This is a genomic window from Kitasatospora sp. NPDC051984 (genome assembly GCF_044593455.1).
Taxonomy (GTDB): domain Bacteria; phylum Actinomycetota; class Actinomycetes; order Streptomycetales; family Streptomycetaceae; genus Kitasatospora.
Map to the genome: position 1 here is coordinate 762461 of NZ_JBIUCB010000001.1, position 19919 is coordinate 782379.

Below are 19919 nucleotides of genomic sequence, written 5' to 3' on the forward strand. Positions count from 1 at the left end.
GCACTCGATCGCGACCTTGCGGACGTGACTTGCGCTTGTCGCGCAGTTCTCCCCCAGCCCTAGCGGGCCGGGAGGTACCCCCACGCGCCCCTGTTTTCGCACCCATCCGCGGAAGGGATATGGCAGATGACCGGCGCAGCACTCCTCGCCGCGCGTTTCGAGTCGCACCGGCCCAGGTTGCGCGCCGTCGCGTACCGGATGCTGGGGTCGCTGGGGGAGGCCGAGGATGCCGTGCAGGAGGCGTGGTTGCGGCTGGACCGCCATGCGGAGGAGGTGGAGAACCTCGGCGGCTGGCTGACCACGGTGGTGTCGCGGGTGTGTCTGAACGAGCTGCGCAGCCGCTCGCGGCGGCGGGAGGAGGAGCTGGACACCCAGGTGCCGGATCCGGTGCTGGCCGTGCCGGAGCGGGACGATCCGGAGGCGGCGGCGCTGCTGGGGGACCAGGTCGGGCTGGCGTTGCAGGTGGTGCTGGGGACGCTGGGCCCGTCGGAGCGGCTCGCGTTCGTGCTGCACGACCTGTTCGCGGTGCCGTTCGAGGAGATCGCGGCGCTGTTGGAGAAGTCCCCGGCGGCGGTGCGGCAGCTCGCGAGTCGGGCGCGCAAGAAGGTGAAGGAACAGGCGCCGGAGCCGGACCGCGACCCGGCGGTCCAGCGCGGCGCCGTGGAGGCGTTCCTGGCGGCGGCCCGGGAGGGTGATTTCGACGGCCTGGTGCGGGTGTTGGCGCCGGACGCGGTGCTGCGTTCGGACGGCGGCGCGCTGGCGGAGCTGACCAGAGTGCTGCGCGGTGGCGCGGCGATCGCCGCCTCCGCGGTGGGGTTCCGGAAGCTGGCGCCGTTCGCGCGGCTGGTGCTGGTGAACGGCTCCTACGGCGTGCTGACGGTCCGGGAGGGGCGTCCGGTGTCGGTGATGGCGTTCACCGTGGTGGGCGGCCGGGTGGCGCGGATCGACGTGCTGAACGACCCGGAGCGGCTGGCGTCCCTGGAGCTGCCGGGCTGAGCGTCCGTCAGCGCAGGATCCCCGGGAAGGGGTTGAGCAGCAGGGTGGTGAAGCGGCGGATCCAGTCCTCGGTGACGGGTTCGCCGCTCACCAGCAGCCGGTGTTCGACGGTGCCGGCGATGATGTCGAAGACGATGTCGGTCTCCTCGTCGGCGCTGGCCGGGTCCCGGTCGGGATCCATCTCGCCGCGGGCCTGGGCGTTGGCCCGGCCGAGCTGGACGAGGACCTTCTGCGGCTGGACGATCCGTTCCCGGATGCGGCGGCGCAGTTGGAGGTCGCGGGAGCCCTCGGCGAACAGGGCGAGCAGGGCGGCCTGGGTCTCGGGACGGTTGAGGAGTTCGGCGAACCGGGCGACCACGGCCTCGATGTCGGCCTGCAGGCTGCCGAGGTCGGCGCATTCGAGCTGGTCGAAGAGGCTGGCGATGGCGTCGACGACGAGTTCGCTCTTGGACGGCCAGCGGCGGTAGAGGGTGGTCTTGGCGACGCCGGCGCGCTGGGCGACGTCGCCCATGGTGAGTCCGCCCCAGCCGAGTTCGGCGAGTGCCTCGCGGGTGGCGTCCAGGATGGCCTGGTCGGCGGCGGCGCTGCGGGGGCGGCCCTTGCCGCGGGTGGGCGGCGGGGTGACGGCCGGTGGGTCCGGCTGCTCGGCGGGCTGCCGGGTGGTGGGGGCCACCGCGCCTCCTCAGCGAATTTACTCAGAAGTAACTTGGTGGCCCCACGGTAGCGACCTGCGGCGCTGCCCGATACCCGCCCCGGGCCGGAAAGTGGGGCAGCTCACGCTCCGGGAGGGCGGTTGGGGCTTGCGGGGGGAGCCCGTCCGGCAGATACGCTACGACCAGTAGCGAAAGAGCGACGACCAACGCGCCCTGCCCTCTGGGATCGGGCCGGCGCGGGGCGCGGATGGGGATCCGCGCCCGAACGGACCGGGCTCCGCCGGGAGAGGCGGGCGTCCCGGTTTCGGCATTTCCGGGCGGATGGCGTCCGGTACCGGCTCCGGCGGGGGAGGATAGAGCCATGCAGTCACGGAATTCGCGTCTCAACAGCTCCGCCCTGCGCGGTGCGGTGGACCTCGCCGCGGTGAAGGCGGCCGGAGAGGCCGCCCAGAAGGCGGAGCAGACCCGGGCCGAGCGGGCCCGGCAGGCGGCGGCGGGCGACGGCCCGGCGCTCGCGGACTACCCCCTGGTGCTGGACGTCACCGAGGACACCTTCGAGTCGGAGGTGGTCCAGCGCTCGGCCGAGGTCCCCGTGGTGGTGGACTTCTGGGCCGAGTGGTGCGGCCCGTGCAAGCAGCTCAGCCCGATCCTGGAGCGCCTCGCCGAGGAGTACGCCGGCCGGATCGTGCTCGCCAAGATCGACGTGGACGCCAACCCGCTGATCGCCCAGCAGTTCGGCATCCAGGGCATTCCGGCCGTGATGGCCGTGGTCGCGGGCCAGCTGGTGCCGCTGTTCCAGGGCGCCGAGAACGAGTCGAACGTCCGCAAGGTGATCGACCAGCTGATCGCGGTCGCCGAGCAGCGCTTCGGCATCGTCGGCTCCGGTGCGGGCGCTTCGGACGCCGAAGCCGCCCCGCGGGTGCCGGCCGATCCGGCGCTGGAGGCCGCGCACGACGCGCTGGACCGGGGCGACCTGGGCGGCGCGGTGCAGGCGTACCGGAACGTGCTGAGCGAGCGGCCCGGCCACGTCGAGGCCAAGCTCGGCCTGGCCCAGGCGCAGCTGCTGCAGCGGGTGGAGAAGCTCGACCCGCAGCAGGTGCGCGCGGACGCGGCGGCCGACCCGAAGGACGTGCAGGCCCAACTGCGGGCGGCCGACCTGGACTTGGTCGGCGGGCACGTCGAGGACGCTTTCGGCCGCCTCGTGTCCACCGTCGCGAAGACCTTCGGCGACGACCGGGACGCCGCGCGGCTGCGCCTGCTGGAGCTGTTCGAGGTGATCGGCCCGGACGACCCGCGCACCGTGGCGGCCCGTCAGGCGCTGGCCCGGGTGCTGTTCTGACAGCCGTTCCGACGGCACTGGGTGACACGTTCGGTGACCTGCGGTGTCGTCGGTGATTTGACGACTTTCACGGGTGATCCGGGCAGGTTTACCAAATCTTGATAACACCCCTCCTTCGTCACGGCGAGTGATGAAGGAGGGGTGTTTTGCCTTCGTTTGCCAGGGTCACGGCTCTGGCGGCCTGTGTCTTCCGTCACTCTGCGCAGTCGCGCCTTCGATCCCCTGAGCGAACGCGTTCACTGTTGGATTACCCGTCAGTAACGCACCCCTTGTGCTCCGCCCGGTATTCGAGCACGATCGGCGACGCCCGGTCCCTTCGTCACGAAGGGTCCCCACCGGGTGAGGACAGGGGGGTAACCGCAGATCCCACGCGGCGGTTCCTGGCCTCGGCGGTCGCGCAGCCCGCGCGTTCGCACGGTTGTCGCTCGGGGGTGATCGCCACGCCGTCCCCACGGCATCAGGCGCTCTCCGCTACCGAGGACGTAGCTCTCTCCCATTTCGGGCCGAACCATGTGCGGGACGCACCGGACCGGCCGGAGATGTACGTCCTAGAAGGAGGACTCGCATGTCCACGTCTTACGGCAAGACCCGCTGGAAGCGCTTCGCCCTGGTGATGGTGCCGAGTGTCGCGGCCACCGCCGCGATCGGCATCTCCCTGGCCAACTCCGCGCTGGCGGCCTCGTTCGCGGTCTCCGGCCAGCAGTTCAAGGTCACCGTCGACCAGCTGCACGGCGAGAACTTCTCGCAGTTCGGTGGCGTCGACATGGAGGCCAACCACACTCCGCACCCGGTCGCCATCTCGGCGTTCGACCACGCGACCCTGCAGAACCTGTGCCAGTCGGTCGTCACCGACCTCGGCCCGCTCGGCAAGTGGACCCTGGTCCTCAAGGCCGGCGACCAGAAGCCGGTCGACGCCCAGCAGCTGCTGATCGACATGAACCAGCTGAACGCCGACGCCGAGTTCCACAGCATCAACATCGGCCAGGACGCCAGCACCCTGCAGGGTACGGCCATCGACAAGCTGAAGCAGGACGGCGGCTCCCTGCCGTCCGGCGCGCAGGGCTTCGCCCAGTCCGCCAAGTCCGCGGACCTGTCCAAGGTCCAGCAGACCGCCTGGGCCACCTCGGCGGGCACCTTCACGCTGCCGAACCTGCACCTGAACATCAACCAGGGTGTCAACGAGTGCTACTAGTCCGTGACTGACGGCCCGTCAGGCGGGCCGGACAGCGGACCCCCGGTCCGAGGGAGCGGCACCACGCCGCTCCCTCGGGCCGCACCCCGGCATACCCGGGGCCATCCGTATTTCCCCCCTCGGACCCACCATCGAGGAGTCGCACCATGTCCAGCGCAACCGTCGAGGCCTGGCCCGAGGGCCCGGCCGGCTTGGCCAGCCGAGGTCGGCGAGGGTTCCGCGCCTGGCGGCGCACCCGGCCGTTCTGGGGTGGCCTGCTGGCCGTGTTCGCCGGCGTCCCGATCCTGTACTTCCCGTACGCCCACCTCAGCCTGAACGGCCTGACGGTGGCGATGGCCACCACCGCCGGCGCCGGCTCGCTGCTGATCGGCATCCTGATGATGGTGCTCGGCATCACCGTCTGGTTCCAGCCGGTGGTGCGGATCTTCTGCGGGGTGGCGACCACCATCCTGGCGCTGATCTCCATCCCGGTCTCCAACCTGGGCGGCTTCGGCTTCGGCGTGGTGCCCGGCCTGATCGCCGGTGGCCTGCTGGCCTCCTGGGCGCCGGTGCCGGAGCCGGCCGCCGGGCCGGAGACCGCCGAGATGGCGGCCGAGACGACCGCCGGGGACGCCGCGCCGACCGCGCAGCTGCCCGCGCAGGCCGTCGCCGAGCAGCCGCTGGAGCACGGCGCCACACCGACAGCGAGTCCGGAGGGGGAGCGGCCGTGACCGATTCGGAGAAGCCGGCGGTTCCCGGCCCGCGGCACGCGGTGCCACGGGAGGGCGTGCGGTCCCGGCTGCGCGGGCGGGCGCTGGCGATCGCCGCCGTGCCGACCGCGCTGCTGGTCGGCGCCGCCTACACGCCGACCCTGGCGGTCGCGGCCGACCCGCAGTCCGGCGCCTGCGCGAGCAGCCCGGACACCGTGCTCAAGGAGACGCCCGTCCCGAAGAGCGAGATCAAGGTGCAGCCGGATTCCTCGGTGAGCGAGGCGGCGGCCGTGCAGTCCGGGCAGGCGCCCGCGGGCAGCGCTGCCGCGGTGCCAGCGGTGTTCACCGGCTCGACCGGCGTGCAGTCCGCCGCCTTCGTGACGCCCAGCACCGGTAACGCGGCCGGCGGCGGGGTGCAGCAGGCCGGCGTGATCGACGACTGGTGGAACAAGCTGACCCACCCGAGCGCCGCCCCGTCGGCCACGCCCGGGGCCGCGACCACCGCGCCCGCCACCCCGAGCCCCAGCGCGAAGCCGTCCGCCGAGCCGAGCCCCTCGGCGACCGGGCAGCCGGCCGCCGAGACGCCCGGCGCGCCGGAGGCCCCGGCCACCGAGGGTTCGAAGGCGCCGACCAAGGCGCCGTCGACCAATGCGCCGTCCACCAAGGCGCCGAAGCCGTCCAGCTCGGCCTCGGCCTCGGACGACCCGAACTGCCTGGTGAGCACCCGCGGCCTGGCCGCGAAGGCCGCGCCCAAGGGCCACGTGGTGCCGGACCAGAACTGGGTGCTGCACTCGACCCGGCTGGCGCTGCACGGCTCGGTGTTCAACGGCGTCTACGACGTCACCACGGAGAGCGGCACCAAGCGGGTGCTGAAGTTCACCACCGACAGCGTCGACATCGAGAACCTGGACATGTCGACCATCCAGATCCCGGGCCTGACCTTCCACGTGAAGAGCCGTCAGGGATCGACCTCCACCATGCGCAACGGCCCGATCACCATGTACGTGGAGAGCCTGTCCGGCCACCTGGCGGAGATCTACGGCCTGCCGATACTGATCGACCTGGGCCAGATCACGCTGACCCCGGACACCCTGCCGAAGTGGCTGTGGGACCTGCTGGGCGCGGTGCCGATCCCGCTGGACCTGACCCTCACCGGCGCCAAGACGGTGCAGGCCGGCCAGTTCGGCGGCGACCTGAACATTCCGGGCATGCGGCTCTTCAACGACAAGGAGCCGTACGACGGTTGAGCCGTCGTCACAGTTGTCGCGCGGACGCCCGCAGGGGCGGGACCCGGTCTCCCGGGTCCCGCCCCTGCGGGTTTTCCGCGCTGCGGCTCAGCGGCCGCGGGTGCCCAGGTGGTGGACCTGGACCATGTTGGTGGTGCCGGGGACGCCGACCGGCACGCCGGCGGTGACGATCACGGTGTCGCCCTCGGCGAGGCGGCCGAGCTTCACCAGCTCGCGGTCGACCTGCTCGACCATCGCGTCGGTGGTGGCCACCTGCTCGGTGACGTACGCCTCGACGCCCCAGCTCAGCGAGAGCTGGTTGCGGGTGGCGACGTCCGGGGTGAACGCGATCACCGGGATCGGCGAGCGGTAGCGGGACAGCCGGCGGGCGGTGTCACCGGACTTGGTGAAGGCGATCAGCGCCTTGCCGTCGAGGAAGTCGCCCAGCTCGGTCGCGGCGCGGGCGACCGAGCCGCCCTGGGTGCGCGGCTTGCGGCCCGGGTTGAGCGGCTGGAGGCCCTGCGAGAGCATTTCCTCCTCGGCCTTCTCGGCGATCTTGCTCATGGTCTTGACGGTCTCGACCGGGTACTTGCCGACGCTGGACTCGGCGGACAGCATCACCGCGTCCGCGCCGTCCAGGATCGCGTTGGCGACGTCGGAGACCTCGGCGCGGGTCGGGCGCGAGGCGTGGATCATCGACTCCATCATCTGGGTGGCGACGATCACCGGCTTGGCGTTCCGGCGGGCCAGGGTGACCAGCTGCTTCTGGACCAGCGGCACCTTCTCCAGCGGGTACTCGACCGCCAGGTCGCCGCGGGCCACCATGATCGCGTCGAAGGCGAGGACGATCTCCTCCATCGCCTCGACGGCCTGCGGCTTCTCGATCTTGGCGATGACCGGCACACGAATGCCGACCTCGTCCATGACCTTGTGGACGTCCTCGATGTCCGCGGCGTTGCGGACGAAGGACAGTGCGATCATGTCGACGCCCAGTCGCAGGGCGAAGCGCAGGTCGTCCTTGTCCTTCTCGGACAGCGCGGGCACGTTGACCGCCGCGCCGGGCAGGTTGATGCCCTTGTTGTTGGAGAGCACGCCGCCCTCGACGACCACGGTCTTCACCCGCGGGCCGTCGACGCTGACGACCTCCAGGGCGATGACGCCGTCGTTGATCAGGATCGGGTCGCCGGGCTTCACGTCGCCGGGCAGGCCCTTGTAGGTGGTGCCGCAGATGTGCTGGTCACCGGGGACGTCCTCGGTGGTGATGGTGAACGTGTCGCCGTTGTCAACGGTCACCGGGCCGTTGGCGAAAGTCGCCAGACGGATCTTGGGGCCCTGCAGGTCGGCCAGCACGCCGATGGTGCGGCCGGTGTCCTCCGACACCTGGCGGACGCGGCGGTACCGGTCCTCGTGCTCGGCGTGGGAGCCGTGGCTCATGTTCAGTCGGGCGACGTTCATGCCCGCTTCGACGATGGCCTTCAGCTGTTCGTAGGAGTCCGTGGCAGGACCCAGGGTGCAGACAATTTTCGCTCGGCGCATATCCGTCAGTCTATCCGTTCGTGTTATCGGTGTATTCGACTCGAATCGTCAGATATCGCCAACGAACATTCCGAGGGATGGGATACTGACGGGTAGTCATCCCGCGTCGGCCCTATACCTCGTGGACCAGCGCGAACGTCTGCTGGGCGATCTCCAGTTCCTCGTCGGTGGGCACCACGGCGACGGTCACCCGGCCGTAGGACGGCGAGATCGTCCGGGCCCGGCGCGAACGCGTCGCGTTCAGCTCCGGCTCCACCGAAATACCGAGTTCCTCCAGATTGGCACAGACCGCCGCCCGGACCTCCGCGGAGTTCTCCCCGACACCCGCCGTGAATGCCACCGCGTCCACCCGGCCCAGTACCGCGTAGTAGCCGCCCAGGTAGCGGCGGATCCGGTGCACGTACGAGTCGAAGGCCAGCTTGGCATCCTCGTCGCCGCCCTGGGCGCGCCGCACCACCTCGCGCATGTCGTTGTCGCCGCACATGCCGAGCAGGCCGCTGCGGCGGTTCAGCAGGTCGTCGATCTGATCGATGCTCAGACCGCCCACCCGGTGCAGGTGGAACACCAGGCCCGGGTCCACGTCGCCGGAGCGGGTGCCCATCACCAGGCCCTCCAGCGGGGTGAGGCCCATGGAGGTCTCCACGCAGACGCCGCCGGCCACCGCCGACACCGACGCGCCGTTGCCCAGGTGCAGCACGATCACGTTCAGCTCGGCCGGGTCGCGGCCCAGCAGCCGGGCGGTGGCCCGGGAGACGTACTGGTGCGAGGTGCCGTGGAAGCCGTAACGGCGCACCCGGTGCTCGTCGGCGGTCCGCCGGTCGATCGCGTACCGGGCCGCGTACTCCGGCAGAGTGGCGTGGAAGGCGGTGTCGAACACCGCGACCTGCGGCAGGTCCGGGCGGATCGCGCGGGCCACCTCGATGCCGGTGATGTTCGCCGGGTTGTGCAGCGGCGCCACCGGGATCAGCCGGCGGATCTCCGCCACCACCGCGTCGTTGATCAGCGTCGGCCGGGTGAAGCGCAGCCCGCCGTGCACCACCCGGTGGCCGATCGCCGCCAGCTCGGGCGAGTCCAGGCCCATCAGGTCCGCGGCCAGCTCGTCGGCGACCGCCCGCAGCGCCCCGTCGTGGTCGGCGAACCGCCGCACCGACTCGCGCGGCTCCCCGGCCGGCGGCAGGTGCAGCAGCCGCCCCTCGGTCTCGCCGATCCGCTCCACCAGGCCGGACGCCAGCCGGGCGCCGTCCAGCATGTCGATCAGCTGGTACTTCACCGAGGACGACCCGGCGTTCAGCACCAGGACACGGGTACCGGTGCTCACTGCGCGTCTCCCTCGGCGGACTGGGTCTGGGACTGGATCGCGGTGATCGCCACGGTGTTGACGATGTCCTCGATCAGGGCGCCCCGGGACAGGTCGTTGACCGGCTTGTTCAGACCCTGGAGCACCGGGCCGACCGCGATCGCGCCGGCCGAGCGCTGCACCGCCTTGTAGGTGTTGTTACCGGTGTTCAGGTCCGGGAAGACCAGCACGGTGGCCCGGCCCGCCACCGGCGAGCCCGGCAGCTTGGTCGCCGCGACGTGCGCGTCCACCGCCGCGTCGTACTGGATCGGCCCCTCCACCAGCAGGTCCGGACGCAGCGCGCGGACCAGCTCGGTGGCCTTGCGGACCTTGTCGACGTCCGCGCCGGAGCCCGAGGTGCCGGTCGAGTACGACAGCATCGCCACCCGCGGCTCCACCCCGAACTGGGCGGCCGTCTCCGCCGACTGGATCGCGATGTCGGCCAGCTGCTGGGCGTCCGGGTCCGGGTTGACCGCGCAGTCGCCGTACACCAGCACCTTGTCGGCCAGGCACATGAAGAACACCGAGGAGACGATCGACGCCCCCGGCGAGGTCTTGATCACCTCGAACGCCGGGCGGATGGTCGCCGCCGTCGAGTGCACCGCGCCGGACACCATGCCGTCCGCGATGCCCTCCTGCACCATCAGGGTGCCGAAGTACGAGACGTCGGTGACCACGTCGAGCGCCCGCTCCACCGTCATGCCCTTGTGCGCCCGGGCCTTCGCGTACAGCTCGGCGAACTGCTGGCGCAGCGGGCTGGCCGCCGGGTCGACGATCCGCAGCTGTGCGCCGGACTCGCCGGCCTGCGGGAACTCGATGCCCAGCGCGGCGGCCCGGCGGTGCACCGCCTCCGGCTCGCCGAGCAGGGTCAGGTCGCAGATGTTGCGGCGCAGCAGCACCTCGGCGGCGCGCAGCACCCGCTCCTCGGTGCCCTCCGGCAGCACGATGTGCCGGCGGTCGGCGCGGGCCCGCTCCAGCAGCGCGTGCTCGAACATCATCGGGGTCACCCGCTCGGAGCGGGTCAGCTCGATCCGGCTGGTCAACTCGGCGGTGTCGACGTGCAGTTCGAACAGGCCGAGGGCGATCTCCGCCTTCCGCGGGCTGTCCGGGCCGATCCGTCCCTCCAGGTGGGTGAGCGCCGCGGCGGTCAGCCAGGAGCCCTCCGTCACCTCCGCCACCGGCGTGCCGGGCGCGAGCCGGGACGCCAGCGCCATCACGTCCGGGCCCGGGTGCTGACCGAGCGTCAGCAGCACGCCCGCGATCGGCGGGGAGCCCGCGGCGTGCGCGGCCAGCGAGCCGATCAGCAGGTCCGCCCGGTCGCCCGGGGTCACCACCAGCGCGCCCTCGGTCAGTGCGTTCAGGAAGGTCGGCAGCATCGCGCCGCCGAACACGAAGCCCCGCACGTCCCGGGCCAGGCCCGCCGCGTCGCCCAGCAGCACCTGCGCGCCGGTCGCCTCCACCAGCTGCGCCACGGTCGGCGCGGCCAGCGCCGGTTCCTCCGGGACGACGTACACCGGCACCGGCAGCTTCTCGGTCAGCGCCCGCTGCACCTGCTGCTTGGCGCCCGGCGCGACCCGGTTGGCGATCATCGCCAGGATCGAGCAGCCCAGGTCCCGGTACGCCCGGTGCGCGTTGCGGACCTCCGCGATCACCGTCTGCGGGTCGTCGTGCTGGCCGCCGACCACCGGCAGCACGGCCGCCCCGAACTCGTTCGCCAGCCGCGCGTTGAAGGCCAGCTCGTCCGGGATGTTGGTGTCCGCGTAGTCGGTGCCCAGCACCAGCACCGCCTGGCAGCGGCGCGCCAGCTGGTGGAACCGGTCGACCAGGACGGAGACCAGCTCGTCCTGGCCGCGGGCCGCCTGCAGGGCCGCCGCCTCGTCGTACGTCAGCCCGTACAGTTCGGCGGTCGGCAGGTCCAGCCGGTACCGGCTGCGCAGCAGTTCCACCATGTGGTCGGTGGCCGGTGCCGCCCCGTCGGGTGCGTGCACCAGCGGGCGGAACACCCCGACCCGGTCCACCTGACGGGTGAGCAGTTCCATGACCCCGAGTTCCACGGCCTGCCGGCCGTCCCCCCGATCGATCCCGGTCACGTACACGCTGCTCGCCACGGTGGAACTCTCCGTCCGTCTTTCTCAGGCTGCGGTCATCTTGACCATACCTTCGTATGACATTCGGACTGGGCTGCGGCACTGCCGTTCGGGCTGCTCGGGGGGCCGGAGGTCCTCGGTTCGATCAGGTGGTGCCGGCCGGGCGCAGCCAGACGGTGGCCAGCGGCGGCAGCACCAGTTCGGCCGAGCGCGGCTGGCCGTTCCACTGCGTGCCCTCCGCCTTCACCGGCCGGGAGTTGGCGATCCCGCTGCCGCCGTACCGCTCGGCGTCGGTGTTCAGCGCCTCCTCCCAGAGCTGCTCGCGGCCCTCCAGCCGGGGCAGACCGACCCGGAACCCGCGCCGGACCACGGGGGAGAAGTTGCTGACCGCGACCAGCGGGCTGCCGTCGGCGGCGAACCGGACGAAGGAGAACGCGTTGTCGTCGGCCGCGCCGCCGTCCAGCCAGCGGAAGCCCGCCGGGACGGTGTCCTGCTCGTACAGCGCGGGGGTGGCGCGGTAGACCCGGTTCAGGTCGCCGACCAGGCGCTGCACGCCGCGGTGGTCGGCGTGCGCCGCCCACGCCTCGTCGAGCACCCACCACTGCGGGCCGCTCTCGTGCTCCCACTCCGCGCCCTGGGCGAACTCCTGCCCCATGAACAGCAGTTGCTTGCCCGGGTGGGCCCACATGAAGCCCAGGTAGGCGCGGTGGTTGGCGCGCTGCTGCCACCAGTCGCCGGGCATCTTGGAGACCAGCGCCTGCTTGCCGTGCACCACCTCGTCGTGCGAGATCGGCAGGATGTAGTTCTCCGACCAGGCGTACACCATCGAGAAGGTCATCTCGTTGTGGTGGTACCTGCGGTGCACCGGCTCCTTGGACATGTAGACCAGCGAGTCGTGCATCCAGCCCATGTTCCACTTCAGGCCGAAGCCCAGGCCCCCGGAGTCGGTGGGCCGGGTGACGCCGTCCCAGGCGGTGGACTCCTCGGCGACCGTCAGCACGCCCGGGCAGCGCCGGTAGACGGTGGCGTTCATCTCCTGGAGGAAGGACGCCGCGTCCAGGTTCTCCCGGCCGCCGAACTGGTTGGGCGACCAGTCGCCGCCCTCGCGGGAGTAGTCGAGGTAGAGCATCGAGGCGACCGCGTCCACCCGCAGGCCGTCCACGTGGAACTCCTCGCACCAGTACACCGCGTTGGCGACCAGGAAGTTGCGCACCTCGGTACGGCCGTAGTCGAACTCCAGCGTCCCCCAGTCCGGGTGCTCGGCGCGCTGCGGGTCGGCCGGCTCGTACAGCGGCTCGCCGTCGAACCGGGCCAGCGCGAAGTCGTCCTTCGGGAAGTGCGCGGGCACCCAGTCGACCAGCACGCCGATGCCGTGCCGGTGCAGCGTGTCCACCAGGTACCGGAAGTCGTCGGGGGTGCCGAGCCGGGCCGTCGGGGCGTAGAAACCGGACACCTGGTAGCCCCAGGAACCGCCGAACGGGTGCTCCATCACCGGCATGAACTCGACGTGGGTGAAGCCGAGTTCGCTCAAGTAGCCGGGCAGCACCCCGGCGATCTGCCGGTAGGACGTCAGGTCGGGCCGCCAGGAGGCCAGGTGCAGCTCGTAGACCGACATCGGGGCGCGGTGGTGGACGGTCCGCGCGCGCGCCGCCATCCACTCGGCGTCCTGCCACTCGTGCCGGGAGACCGTCACCACCGAGGCGGTGTCCGGCGGGCACTGCGCGGCCCGGGCCAGCGGGTCGGCCTTCTCCACCACCCGGCCGGAGCGGGTCAGGATCTGGTACTTGTACTGCGCGCCCTCGCCGAGGCCCGGTACGAACAGCTCCCACACGCCGGACGAGCCCAGCGAGCGCATCGGGTGCGCGGTGCCGTTCCAGTGGTTGAACGAGCCGATCAGCCGCACCCCGACCGCGTTCGGCGCCCACACCGCGAACGACGTGCCGGCCACCCCGTCCACGGTGCGCACGTGCGAGCCGAGCGCGTGCCACAGCTGCTCGTGCCGGCCCTCCGAGATCAGGTGCAGGTCCAGCTCGCCGAGCGTCGGGGCGAACCGGTAGCCGTCGTGCTGCTCCAGCGGTGTCCCGCCCGGGTACGTCACCCTCAGCGTGTAGTCCGGGAACCGCTGGCCGGTCAGCAGGCCGGTGAACAGTCCCGCCTGCTGGTGGGTCAGTTCGGCCGGGCCGAGCGCGGTCTCCACCACCACCCGCTCGGCGAACGGGCGCAGCACCCGGATCGCGGTGCCCGTCGGCAGCGCGTGCGCACCCAGCAGGGCGTGCGGGTCGTGGTGCGCGCCGGAGACCAGGCGCTCCACCTCGGCGGGCGGCAGCGGAGCCTCCGGCAGCCGCAGCGCCGCGCCCGGTGCGGGCCGGACGGGCGCGGGGCGGGACTTCGCCGGGCGCCCGGCCTTCCCGGAAGCGGGGGCGTTCGCCGGCTTGGCCGCCGGGTTCTTGGCCGCCGGGTTCTTGGCCACCGGCTTCTTGGCCACCGGGTTCTTGGTCGCCGGGTTTTTGGTCGCCGGGTTTTTGGTCGCCGCCGGACGGGGCGTCGCGCCGGACGGCCGTGCGGGCTTCGCCGGGGGCTGCCAGCCGGCCCCCCTGCCGCGCTCGCCGTTCCGGAAGGTGGCCGGGACGGCCGGTTGGCGGTCGGCCGGAAGGGGCGGGTCGAGCGGACCGAGCGGGGTCACGGCGGAGGCCTCCAGGATTCCTGCGAACGGGTCGGGGTTAGTGCCGGGAGAACGGACCGCCCGGCCGGGGTGCCCGGCCGGGCGGAGGGTCAGACGGAGTCGGCCAGCCGGTTGATCGCGGCCAGCGGGATCGGCAGCCAGCTGGGCCGGTGCCGGGCCTCGTACACCACCTCGTACACGGCCTTGTCGATCTCCAGGGCGCGCATCAGCTCGGGCGACTCGGACGGGTCGCAGCCGCCGCCCGCCGTGTAGCCGGCGCAGTACGCGGCCCGGTTGCGGGCCGCCCAGGCGGAGGCCAGGTGGGCCAGTTCGGGGTCCTGGGCGGGGGCGCCGGCCAGCAGGTGGGCGGCCGCGTAGTCGAAGGAGCGCAGCATCGCGGCGACGTCCCGCAGCGCGGGCTGCGGCAGGCGGCGTTCGGCCAGCGGTTTGGCGGGCTCTCCCTCGAAGTCCAGCAGCACCCAGCCCTGCGGGGTGCGCATCGCCTGGCCGAGGTGCAGGTCGCCGTGGATGCGCTGGACCAGCAGCCCGTCCAGGTGGGCGGCCGTCAGCTGCTGGAAGGCGGAGCGCAGTGCGGAGCGGTAGCGCAGCAGGCCGGGGACGGCGGTGACGGCGGAGTCCAGCCGGTCGGCCATCGCGCCGGCCAGTTCGGCGATCCGCGGCCGGTCCAGCCGGGTGGTGGGCATCGAGCGGGCCAGCACCCGGTGCACCTCGGCGGTGGCCCGGCCCAGCCGGTGCGCCTCGATCGCGAAGTTGCCGGGCGACGGATCGCCCTTCAGCCGGGCGACCTGGTCGAGCGCCAGTTCCCAGCCGTCCTCGGCGTCCGGCAGGTAGCGCTGCAGCAGGCCCAGGGTGGCGGGCTCGGAGCGTTCCAGGCGACATTCGAACCAGGCGGCGACCCGGGGGATGCGGGTCGAGCCGGCCCGGGACAGCGCCAGCGACAGTTCCAGGTCGGGGTTGGTCCCGGGACTGATCCGGCGGAACAGCTTCAGGATGAACGCGGTGTCGTAGATCACCGAGGAGTTGGACTGCTCGGCGGTGGACGCCCGCCCCGGCAGGTTGCCCGGCAGGCCCGGGCCCGGGGTGCGGCGGAAGCACAGCGAGCCGAACCGGTCGCCGGTGGCCAGGTGTTCCAGCAGGCGGCCCGTCAGCTCGGGGTCGTGCACCGCGTCGTAGAGCACCGCGCCGTCGTAGGTGCCACCCGCCAATCGGCCCAGCACCGCCCGCTGCCCGACCGCCGCGGGCCGGTCCGAGCGGATGCCCAGCAGCAGTTGGTACACGTCACCGGGGCCGGTGGCCGCCCCGCCGTGCTCCACCCGCAGCAGCAGGTGCAGCAGCGCAGGGTCGCCGACCTGGAGCGGCGTGCCGATCACGGGGGTGAGGGCGGCGATCGGCCGGCCCTTGCCGGCGTACCAGCGCTGGGTGGGAAGCCATTCGGCGATCAGCGGCAGGGCCGCATGGACCAGCTCGCTGACTCCCGCGGCGGTTCTCCGGACCCCCGGCGTCCGCGTCCCGACCGGCGCTGGGGCGGCGGACGGATCACGGTGCAGGTGGGCTTGAGAACGGGAGGTTTCGGACATGACTCCCTTTCCCCGGAAGCGGGCGACTGCCCGACGGGATCGTGGCCGGGCCCTGCACTCTTCCGGATTTCGACGGCGCGTCGGCGACGGCACGCGAGCCGGGGCCCGGTGTCACGCCTTCGTGTGGATGGCCGTTGGGCTGTTCTCCGTACGCGGTGGTGCGAAGACCTCCGGGGGCGCGCGGAGCAACTCGCGCGCCCGCGGAAGAGGTGTCTCGGATCGGGGCCCGGTGAATCGCTGGTGCGTGGGCGTGTCGGCCCCCGCGTGCTACTTCGCGGACGCCTTCGCCGGGGACTGGCGCAGCTGGAACCAGTAGAAGCCGTGGCCGGCCAGCGTCAGCAGGTACGGCCATTCGCCGATGGTGGGGAAGCGCACGCCGCCGATCAGCTCGACCGGGTACCGCCCCCCGTACTGCCGCAGGTCCAGTTCGGTCGGCTGCGCGAACCGCGAGAAGTTGTTCACGCACATGACCAGGTCGCCTTCGTACTCGCGCACGAAGGCCAGCACCGCGGGATTGCTGGAGGGCAGCTCGGTGTAACTGCCGAGGCCGAACGCGGGATTGAGCTTGCGGATCTCGATCATGCGACGCGTCCAGTGCAGCAGCGAACTCGAACTGCTTTGCTGCGCTTCGACGTTGGTCACCTGAAAGCCGTACACCGGGTCCATGATGGGCGGCAGACTGAGCCTGCCCGGGTCGGCGGAGGAGAAACCCGCATTGCGGTCCGGCGTCCACTGCATGGGGGTGCGTACGCCGTCGCGGTCGCCGAGCCAGATGTTGTCGCCCATGCCGATTTCGTCGCCGTAGTACAGCACCGGGCTGCCCGGCAGCGAGAGCAGCAGCGCGGTGAACAGCTCGACCTGGTTGCGGTCGTTCTCCAGCAGCGGGGAGAGCCGGCGGCGGATGCCCACGTTGGCCCGCATCCGCGGGTCCTTCGCGTACTCCGCGTACATGTAGTCGCGCTCCTCGTCGGTGACCATCTCCAGGGTCAGCTCGTCGTGGTTGCGCAGGAAGATGCCCCACTGACAGCCCGAGGGGATCTCCGGGGTCTTCGCCAGGATCTCGGAGACCGGGTGGCGGGACTCCCGGCGGACCGCCATGAAGATCCGCGGCATCACCGGGAAGTGGAACGCCATGTGGCACTCGTCGCCGCCGGAGCCGAAGTCGCCGAAGTAGTCGACCACGTCCTCCGGCCACTGGTTGGCCTCCGCCAGCAGCACGGTGTCCGGGTAGTTGGCGTCGATCTCCTTGCGGACCCGGCGCAGGAAGTCGTGGGTCTCCGGCAGGTTCTCGCAGTTGGTGCCCTCGCGGGCGTACAGGTACGGCACCGCGTCCAGCCGGAAGCCGTCGATGCCGAGGTCCAGCCAGAACCGGAGCGCCGCCATCACCTCCTCCTGCACCCGCGGATTGTCGTAGTTGAGATCCGGCTGGTGACTGAAGAAGCGGTGCCAGTAGTACTGCTTGCGGACCGGGTCGTACGTCCAGTTGGAGGTCTCGGTGTCGACGAAGATGATCCGGGCGTCCGGGTACTGCTTGTCGTCGTCGGCCCACATGTAGAAGTCGCCGTACGGGCCCTCCGGGTCGCTCCGGGAGGCCTGGAACCACGCGTGCTGGTCGCTGGTGTGGTTCACGACGAAGTCGATGATCACCCGCATGCCGCGGGCGTGCGCCGCGTCGACGAACTCCACGAAGTCGGCCAGGTTGCCGAACTCCGGGAGCACCGACTGGTAGTCCGAGACGTCGTAACCGCCGTCCCGCAGCGGGGAGTTCATGAACGGGGGGAGCCAGAGGCAGTCCACACCCAGCCACTGGAGGTAGTCGAGCCGCGAGGTGAGCCCCTTGAGGTCTCCGACGCCGTCGCCGTTGCTGTCCTGGAACGAACGCACCAGGACCTCGTAGAAGACCGCGCGTTTGAACCACTCGGGGTCGCGGTCCCGGGCGGGGGTGTCGGCGAAGGTGTCGGGGACGGGCTCGTTGACTGTCACTGCGGGTTCCTCCGAACCGTGAGGAGGTGGGCCGGCCCGGAAGAGGGATCGAGCCGGACGTAGTTGTGACGGCCCCAGGCGTACGTCGCGCCGGTCAGCTCGTCGTGCACCGTCAGCGGCCCCGGCACGTCGAGCGTGACGGTGGCCTCCTGGACGTGGTGCGGGTCCAGGTTGACCACGCAGATCACCTGGTCCTCCAGGCCGTCCTCGGTGACGGCGCACTTGGAGAACGCGATGATCCGCTCGTTGTCGACGGGGTGGAAGCGCAGGTCCCGCAGCTGCTGGAGGGCGGGATGCCGGCGGCGCAGCCGGTTCAGGGCGGTCAGCAGCGGCGCGAGGGAGTCCTGCCGGGTCCAGTCGCGCGGCCGCAGCTCGTACTTCTCCGAGTGCAGGTACTCCTCCGAGCCGGGCTTCGCGGGCTCGTTCTCGAACAGCTCGAAGCCCGCGTAGATCCCGAAGGTCGGCGACAGCGCCGCCGCCAGCACCGCTCTCACCGCGAACGCCGCCGGGCCGCCCTGCTGGAGGTACTCGGGCAGGATGTCCGGGGTGTTGGCGAAGAAGTTCGGCCGCATCCAGGCGGCGGCCTCGCCGGTCAGCTCGGTCAGGTACTCCGTCAGCTCGGCCTTGGAGTCGCGCCAGGTGAAGTACGTGTAGGACTGGTGGAAGCCGACCTTGGCCAGGGTGTGCATCATCGCCGGACGGGTGAACGCCTCCGCCAGGAACAGCACGTCCGGGTCGGTGCGGGCGATGTCCGAGAGGACCTTCTCCCAGAAGTTCACCGGCTTGGTGTGCGGGTTGTCGACGCGGAAGATCCGCACCCCGTGGCCCATCCAGAACCGCAGGATCCGCACCGTCTCGCGGACGATCCCGTCGAAGTCCTGGTCGAAGTTGACGGGGTAGATGTCCTGGTACTTCTTCGGCGGGTTCTCGGCGTACGCGATGGTGCCGTCCGCGCGGTGGCTGAACCACTCCGGGTGCTTGTGCACCCACGGGTGGTCCGGCGAGCACTGGAGCGCGAAGTCCAGCGCCACCTCCAGGCCCAGCGCGCCCGCCTCCGCGACGAAGTGGTCGAAGTCCTCCAGGGTGCCCAGGTCCGGATGGACGGCGTCGTGGCCGCCCTCGGGGGAGCCGATCGCCCACGGCGAGCCGACGTCCTGCGGGCCGGCCTCCAGCGAGTTGTCCGGACCCTTGCGGTGGGCCCGGCCGATCGGGTGGATCGGCGGCAGGTACACCACGTCGAAGCCCATCGCGGCCACCGCGGGAAGCCGCTCGGCGGCCGTCCGGAAGGTGCCGGAGACCGGCGCCTCCACACCGTTCGGGTCCACCACCGCGCCCTCCGAGCGCGGGAAGAACTCGTACCAGGAACCGAACAGCGCCCGCTTGCGGTCCACCTGGAGCGGCTGCGGACGGGTCGCCGAGAGCAGCTCGCGCAGCGGGAAACGGGCCAGCAGCGCCGTCACCTCCGGCACCAGCGCCGCCGCGTAGCGGCTCAACGGCGGCAGGCCGGAGTCGCGCAGCGCGTCCACCGCGGCCAGCACCTGGGCCCGGCCCTCCTTCTTCGGCACCCCGGCCGCCGCCCGCTCCAGCAGCTGGGCGCCCTCCTCCAGCACCAGCGCGGTGTCGATCCCGGCCGGGAGCTTCACCGCCGCACGCTTGCGCCAGGTCGCCACCGGGTCGCCCCACGCCTCCACCAGGTACGACCAGCGGCCCGGCGCGGTCGGCGTCACGTACGCGCCCCAGCGGTCGCTGCCCTCGGACAGCTCGTGCATCGGCGTCCACGGACCGGAACGGCCGCGCGGGTCGCGCAGCACCACATTGGCCCCCACCGCGTCGTGGCCCTCGCGGAACACCGTGGCGGAGACCAGGAAACGTTCGCCCTCCACGGCCTTGGCCGGACGCCGACCGGCGTCGACGAGCGGGGTGACGTCAAGCACGGGGATGCGGCCGATCACGGTGTCGCTCTCTGTCGTGGTGCGGGTGGGGCGGGTCGGTGATTTACGCGGGGACGACGTGGTGCCGGGGGCAGGCGCAGTGGGTGCGGTGACGGCGGTGGCCGATGGGGCGCCGGAGGGCGGGGCCGCGGCGGACCTGACGGTGGTGGTCCGTTTCGACGCGGCCTTGCGCGGGGTGCCCGCACGTTTCGTCGCCGGTGCGGCCGCCCGCTTGCGGGCCGCCGCGGTGCGCGGGGCCGGCACCGGGGGTTCCCCGGTCGACGGTCCGTCAGGGGTGTGGTCCGTCGGTACCGTGGACTGGTCCCGCGTGTCGCCGTGCATGCCAAGCTCCTGCCCGAGATCGGCGGCAGCTCTGCCCGGCGGGCGACGCCGGGAGAGTACCGGGAGGACTGCTGGGTGAGGAAGGACGCGCGGCCGGAGCCGGCCCCGCGCCGACGGACCCGGCCACCCCGCCCGCCGACCGCCGCAGCGGGACCCGCCGCGGCGAACGCACGTGTCCCGGCGCGCGTCGCTCGGTGCGCGCCCCCGCGTGACCCAGCCCACCGGAAAACGACCGGTCGGGGAACGAGGACACGCAAAGACACGCCTACTGGGGCCGAATGGGCTAAGGGGAAGTGAGGGCACGTCAAAACCGGACCTGCACCAGCCGGAGGCAGCGGGGGGACGACCG

At 71.9% G+C, this 19919-nt stretch carries 13 protein-coding genes; 5 read left to right on the forward strand and 8 right to left on the reverse strand.

Going from position 1 to position 19919, the window contains the following annotated elements; translation table 11 throughout:
- Positions 1–126 precede the first annotated feature (126 nt).
- Entirely contained in the window at positions 127–996 is an 870-nt protein-coding gene (locus ACIHEI_RS03495) for a sigma-70 family RNA polymerase sigma factor (protein ID WP_396605420.1), read from the forward strand.
- 7 nt (positions 997–1003) lie between these two features.
- On the opposite strand, the gene ACIHEI_RS03500 is transcribed toward ACIHEI_RS03495, so the two are convergent.
- On the reverse strand, positions 1004–1669 hold the full coding sequence (locus tag ACIHEI_RS03500; RefSeq protein WP_396605421.1) for a TetR/AcrR family transcriptional regulator: 666 nt from the start codon (positions 1667–1669) through the stop codon (positions 1004–1006).
- Between the two features lie 341 nt (positions 1670–2010).
- Between ACIHEI_RS03500 and trxA the strand changes: the two genes are divergently transcribed.
- The 4 genes from trxA to ACIHEI_RS03520 all read left to right on the forward strand — a co-directional run bounded on the left by trxA (position 2011) and on the right by ACIHEI_RS03520 (position 6116).
- Entirely contained in the window at positions 2011–2988 is a 978-nt protein-coding gene (trxA, locus tag ACIHEI_RS03505; RefSeq protein ID WP_396605422.1) for a thioredoxin, read from the forward strand.
- Between the two features lie 565 nt (positions 2989–3553).
- Positions 3554–4180 (forward strand): DUF6230 family protein, encoded by a 627-nt coding sequence (locus ACIHEI_RS03510; protein ID WP_396605423.1) that lies wholly within the window; start codon positions 3554–3556, stop codon positions 4178–4180.
- 146 nt (positions 4181–4326) lie between these two features.
- Positions 4327–4890, forward strand: a complete 564-nt coding sequence (locus tag ACIHEI_RS03515) for a DUF6114 domain-containing protein (protein ID WP_396605424.1) — start codon at positions 4327–4329, stop codon at positions 4888–4890.
- Positions 4887–6116: a hypothetical protein gene (locus ACIHEI_RS03520; RefSeq protein ID WP_396605425.1), complete on the forward strand. Its 1230-nt coding sequence runs from the start codon at positions 4887–4889 to the stop codon at positions 6114–6116. The genes ACIHEI_RS03515 and ACIHEI_RS03520 overlap by 4 nt, the downstream gene beginning before the upstream one ends.
- Positions 6117–6203: 87 nt before the next feature.
- Here ACIHEI_RS03520 and pyk read toward each other — a convergent pair whose 3' ends face one another.
- From pyk to ACIHEI_RS03555, 7 genes are all read right to left on the reverse strand, one after another.
- Positions 6204–7631, reverse strand: coding sequence for a pyruvate kinase (pyk, locus tag ACIHEI_RS03525; RefSeq protein WP_392950783.1), 1428 nt, complete (start codon positions 7629–7631; stop codon positions 6204–6206).
- 112 nt (positions 7632–7743) lie between these two features.
- Positions 7744–8949, reverse strand: a complete 1206-nt coding sequence (locus tag ACIHEI_RS03530; RefSeq protein WP_396605426.1) for an acetate kinase — start codon at positions 8947–8949, stop codon at positions 7744–7746.
- Positions 8946–11075, reverse strand: coding sequence for a phosphate acetyltransferase (gene pta / locus ACIHEI_RS03535; RefSeq protein ID WP_387637169.1), 2130 nt, complete (start codon positions 11073–11075; stop codon positions 8946–8948). The genes ACIHEI_RS03530 and pta overlap by 4 nt, the downstream gene beginning before the upstream one ends.
- A gap of 124 nt (positions 11076–11199) precedes the next feature.
- Positions 11200–13737, reverse strand: a complete 2538-nt coding sequence (gene glgB / locus ACIHEI_RS03540; RefSeq protein ID WP_396605427.1) for a 1,4-alpha-glucan branching enzyme — start codon at positions 13735–13737, stop codon at positions 11200–11202.
- An 89-nt stretch (positions 13738–13826) separates the two neighbouring features.
- A complete protein-coding gene (locus ACIHEI_RS03545) occupies positions 13827–15314 on the reverse strand; it encodes a maltokinase (RefSeq protein ID WP_387637164.1) in 1488 nt (495 codons plus the stop codon).
- 267 nt (positions 15315–15581) lie between these two features.
- Entirely contained in the window at positions 15582–17297 is a 1716-nt protein-coding gene (treS, locus tag ACIHEI_RS03550) for a maltose alpha-D-glucosyltransferase (RefSeq protein ID WP_387637161.1), read from the reverse strand.
- Positions 17294–19249 (reverse strand): alpha-1,4-glucan--maltose-1-phosphate maltosyltransferase, encoded by a 1956-nt coding sequence (locus ACIHEI_RS03555; protein ID WP_392950975.1) that lies wholly within the window; start codon positions 19247–19249, stop codon positions 17294–17296. Before ACIHEI_RS03555 ends, treS begins: the two co-directional genes overlap by 4 nt.
- Positions 19250–19919: the final 670 nt, after the last annotated feature.

Excerpts from the sequence above, each read along its gene's own strand:
- ACIHEI_RS03495 (WP_396605420.1), top strand. The coding sequence starts at position 127 with ATGACCGGCGCAGCACTCCTCGCCGCGCGTTTCGAGTCGCACCGGCCC.
- ACIHEI_RS03545 (WP_387637164.1), bottom strand. The coding sequence starts at position 15,314 with ATGTCCGAAACCTCCCGTTCTCAAGCCCACCTGCACCGTGATCCGTCC.
- ACIHEI_RS03515 (WP_396605424.1), top strand. The coding sequence starts at position 4,327 with ATGTCCAGCGCAACCGTCGAGGCCTGGCCCGAGGGCCCGGCCGGCTTG.
- ACIHEI_RS03510 (WP_396605423.1), top strand. The coding sequence starts at position 3,554 with ATGTCCACGTCTTACGGCAAGACCCGCTGGAAGCGCTTCGCCCTGGTG.
- pyk (WP_392950783.1), bottom strand. The coding sequence starts at position 7,631 with ATGCGCCGAGCGAAAATTGTCTGCACCCTGGGTCCTGCCACGGACTCC.
- trxA (WP_396605422.1), top strand. The coding sequence starts at position 2,011 with ATGCAGTCACGGAATTCGCGTCTCAACAGCTCCGCCCTGCGCGGTGCG.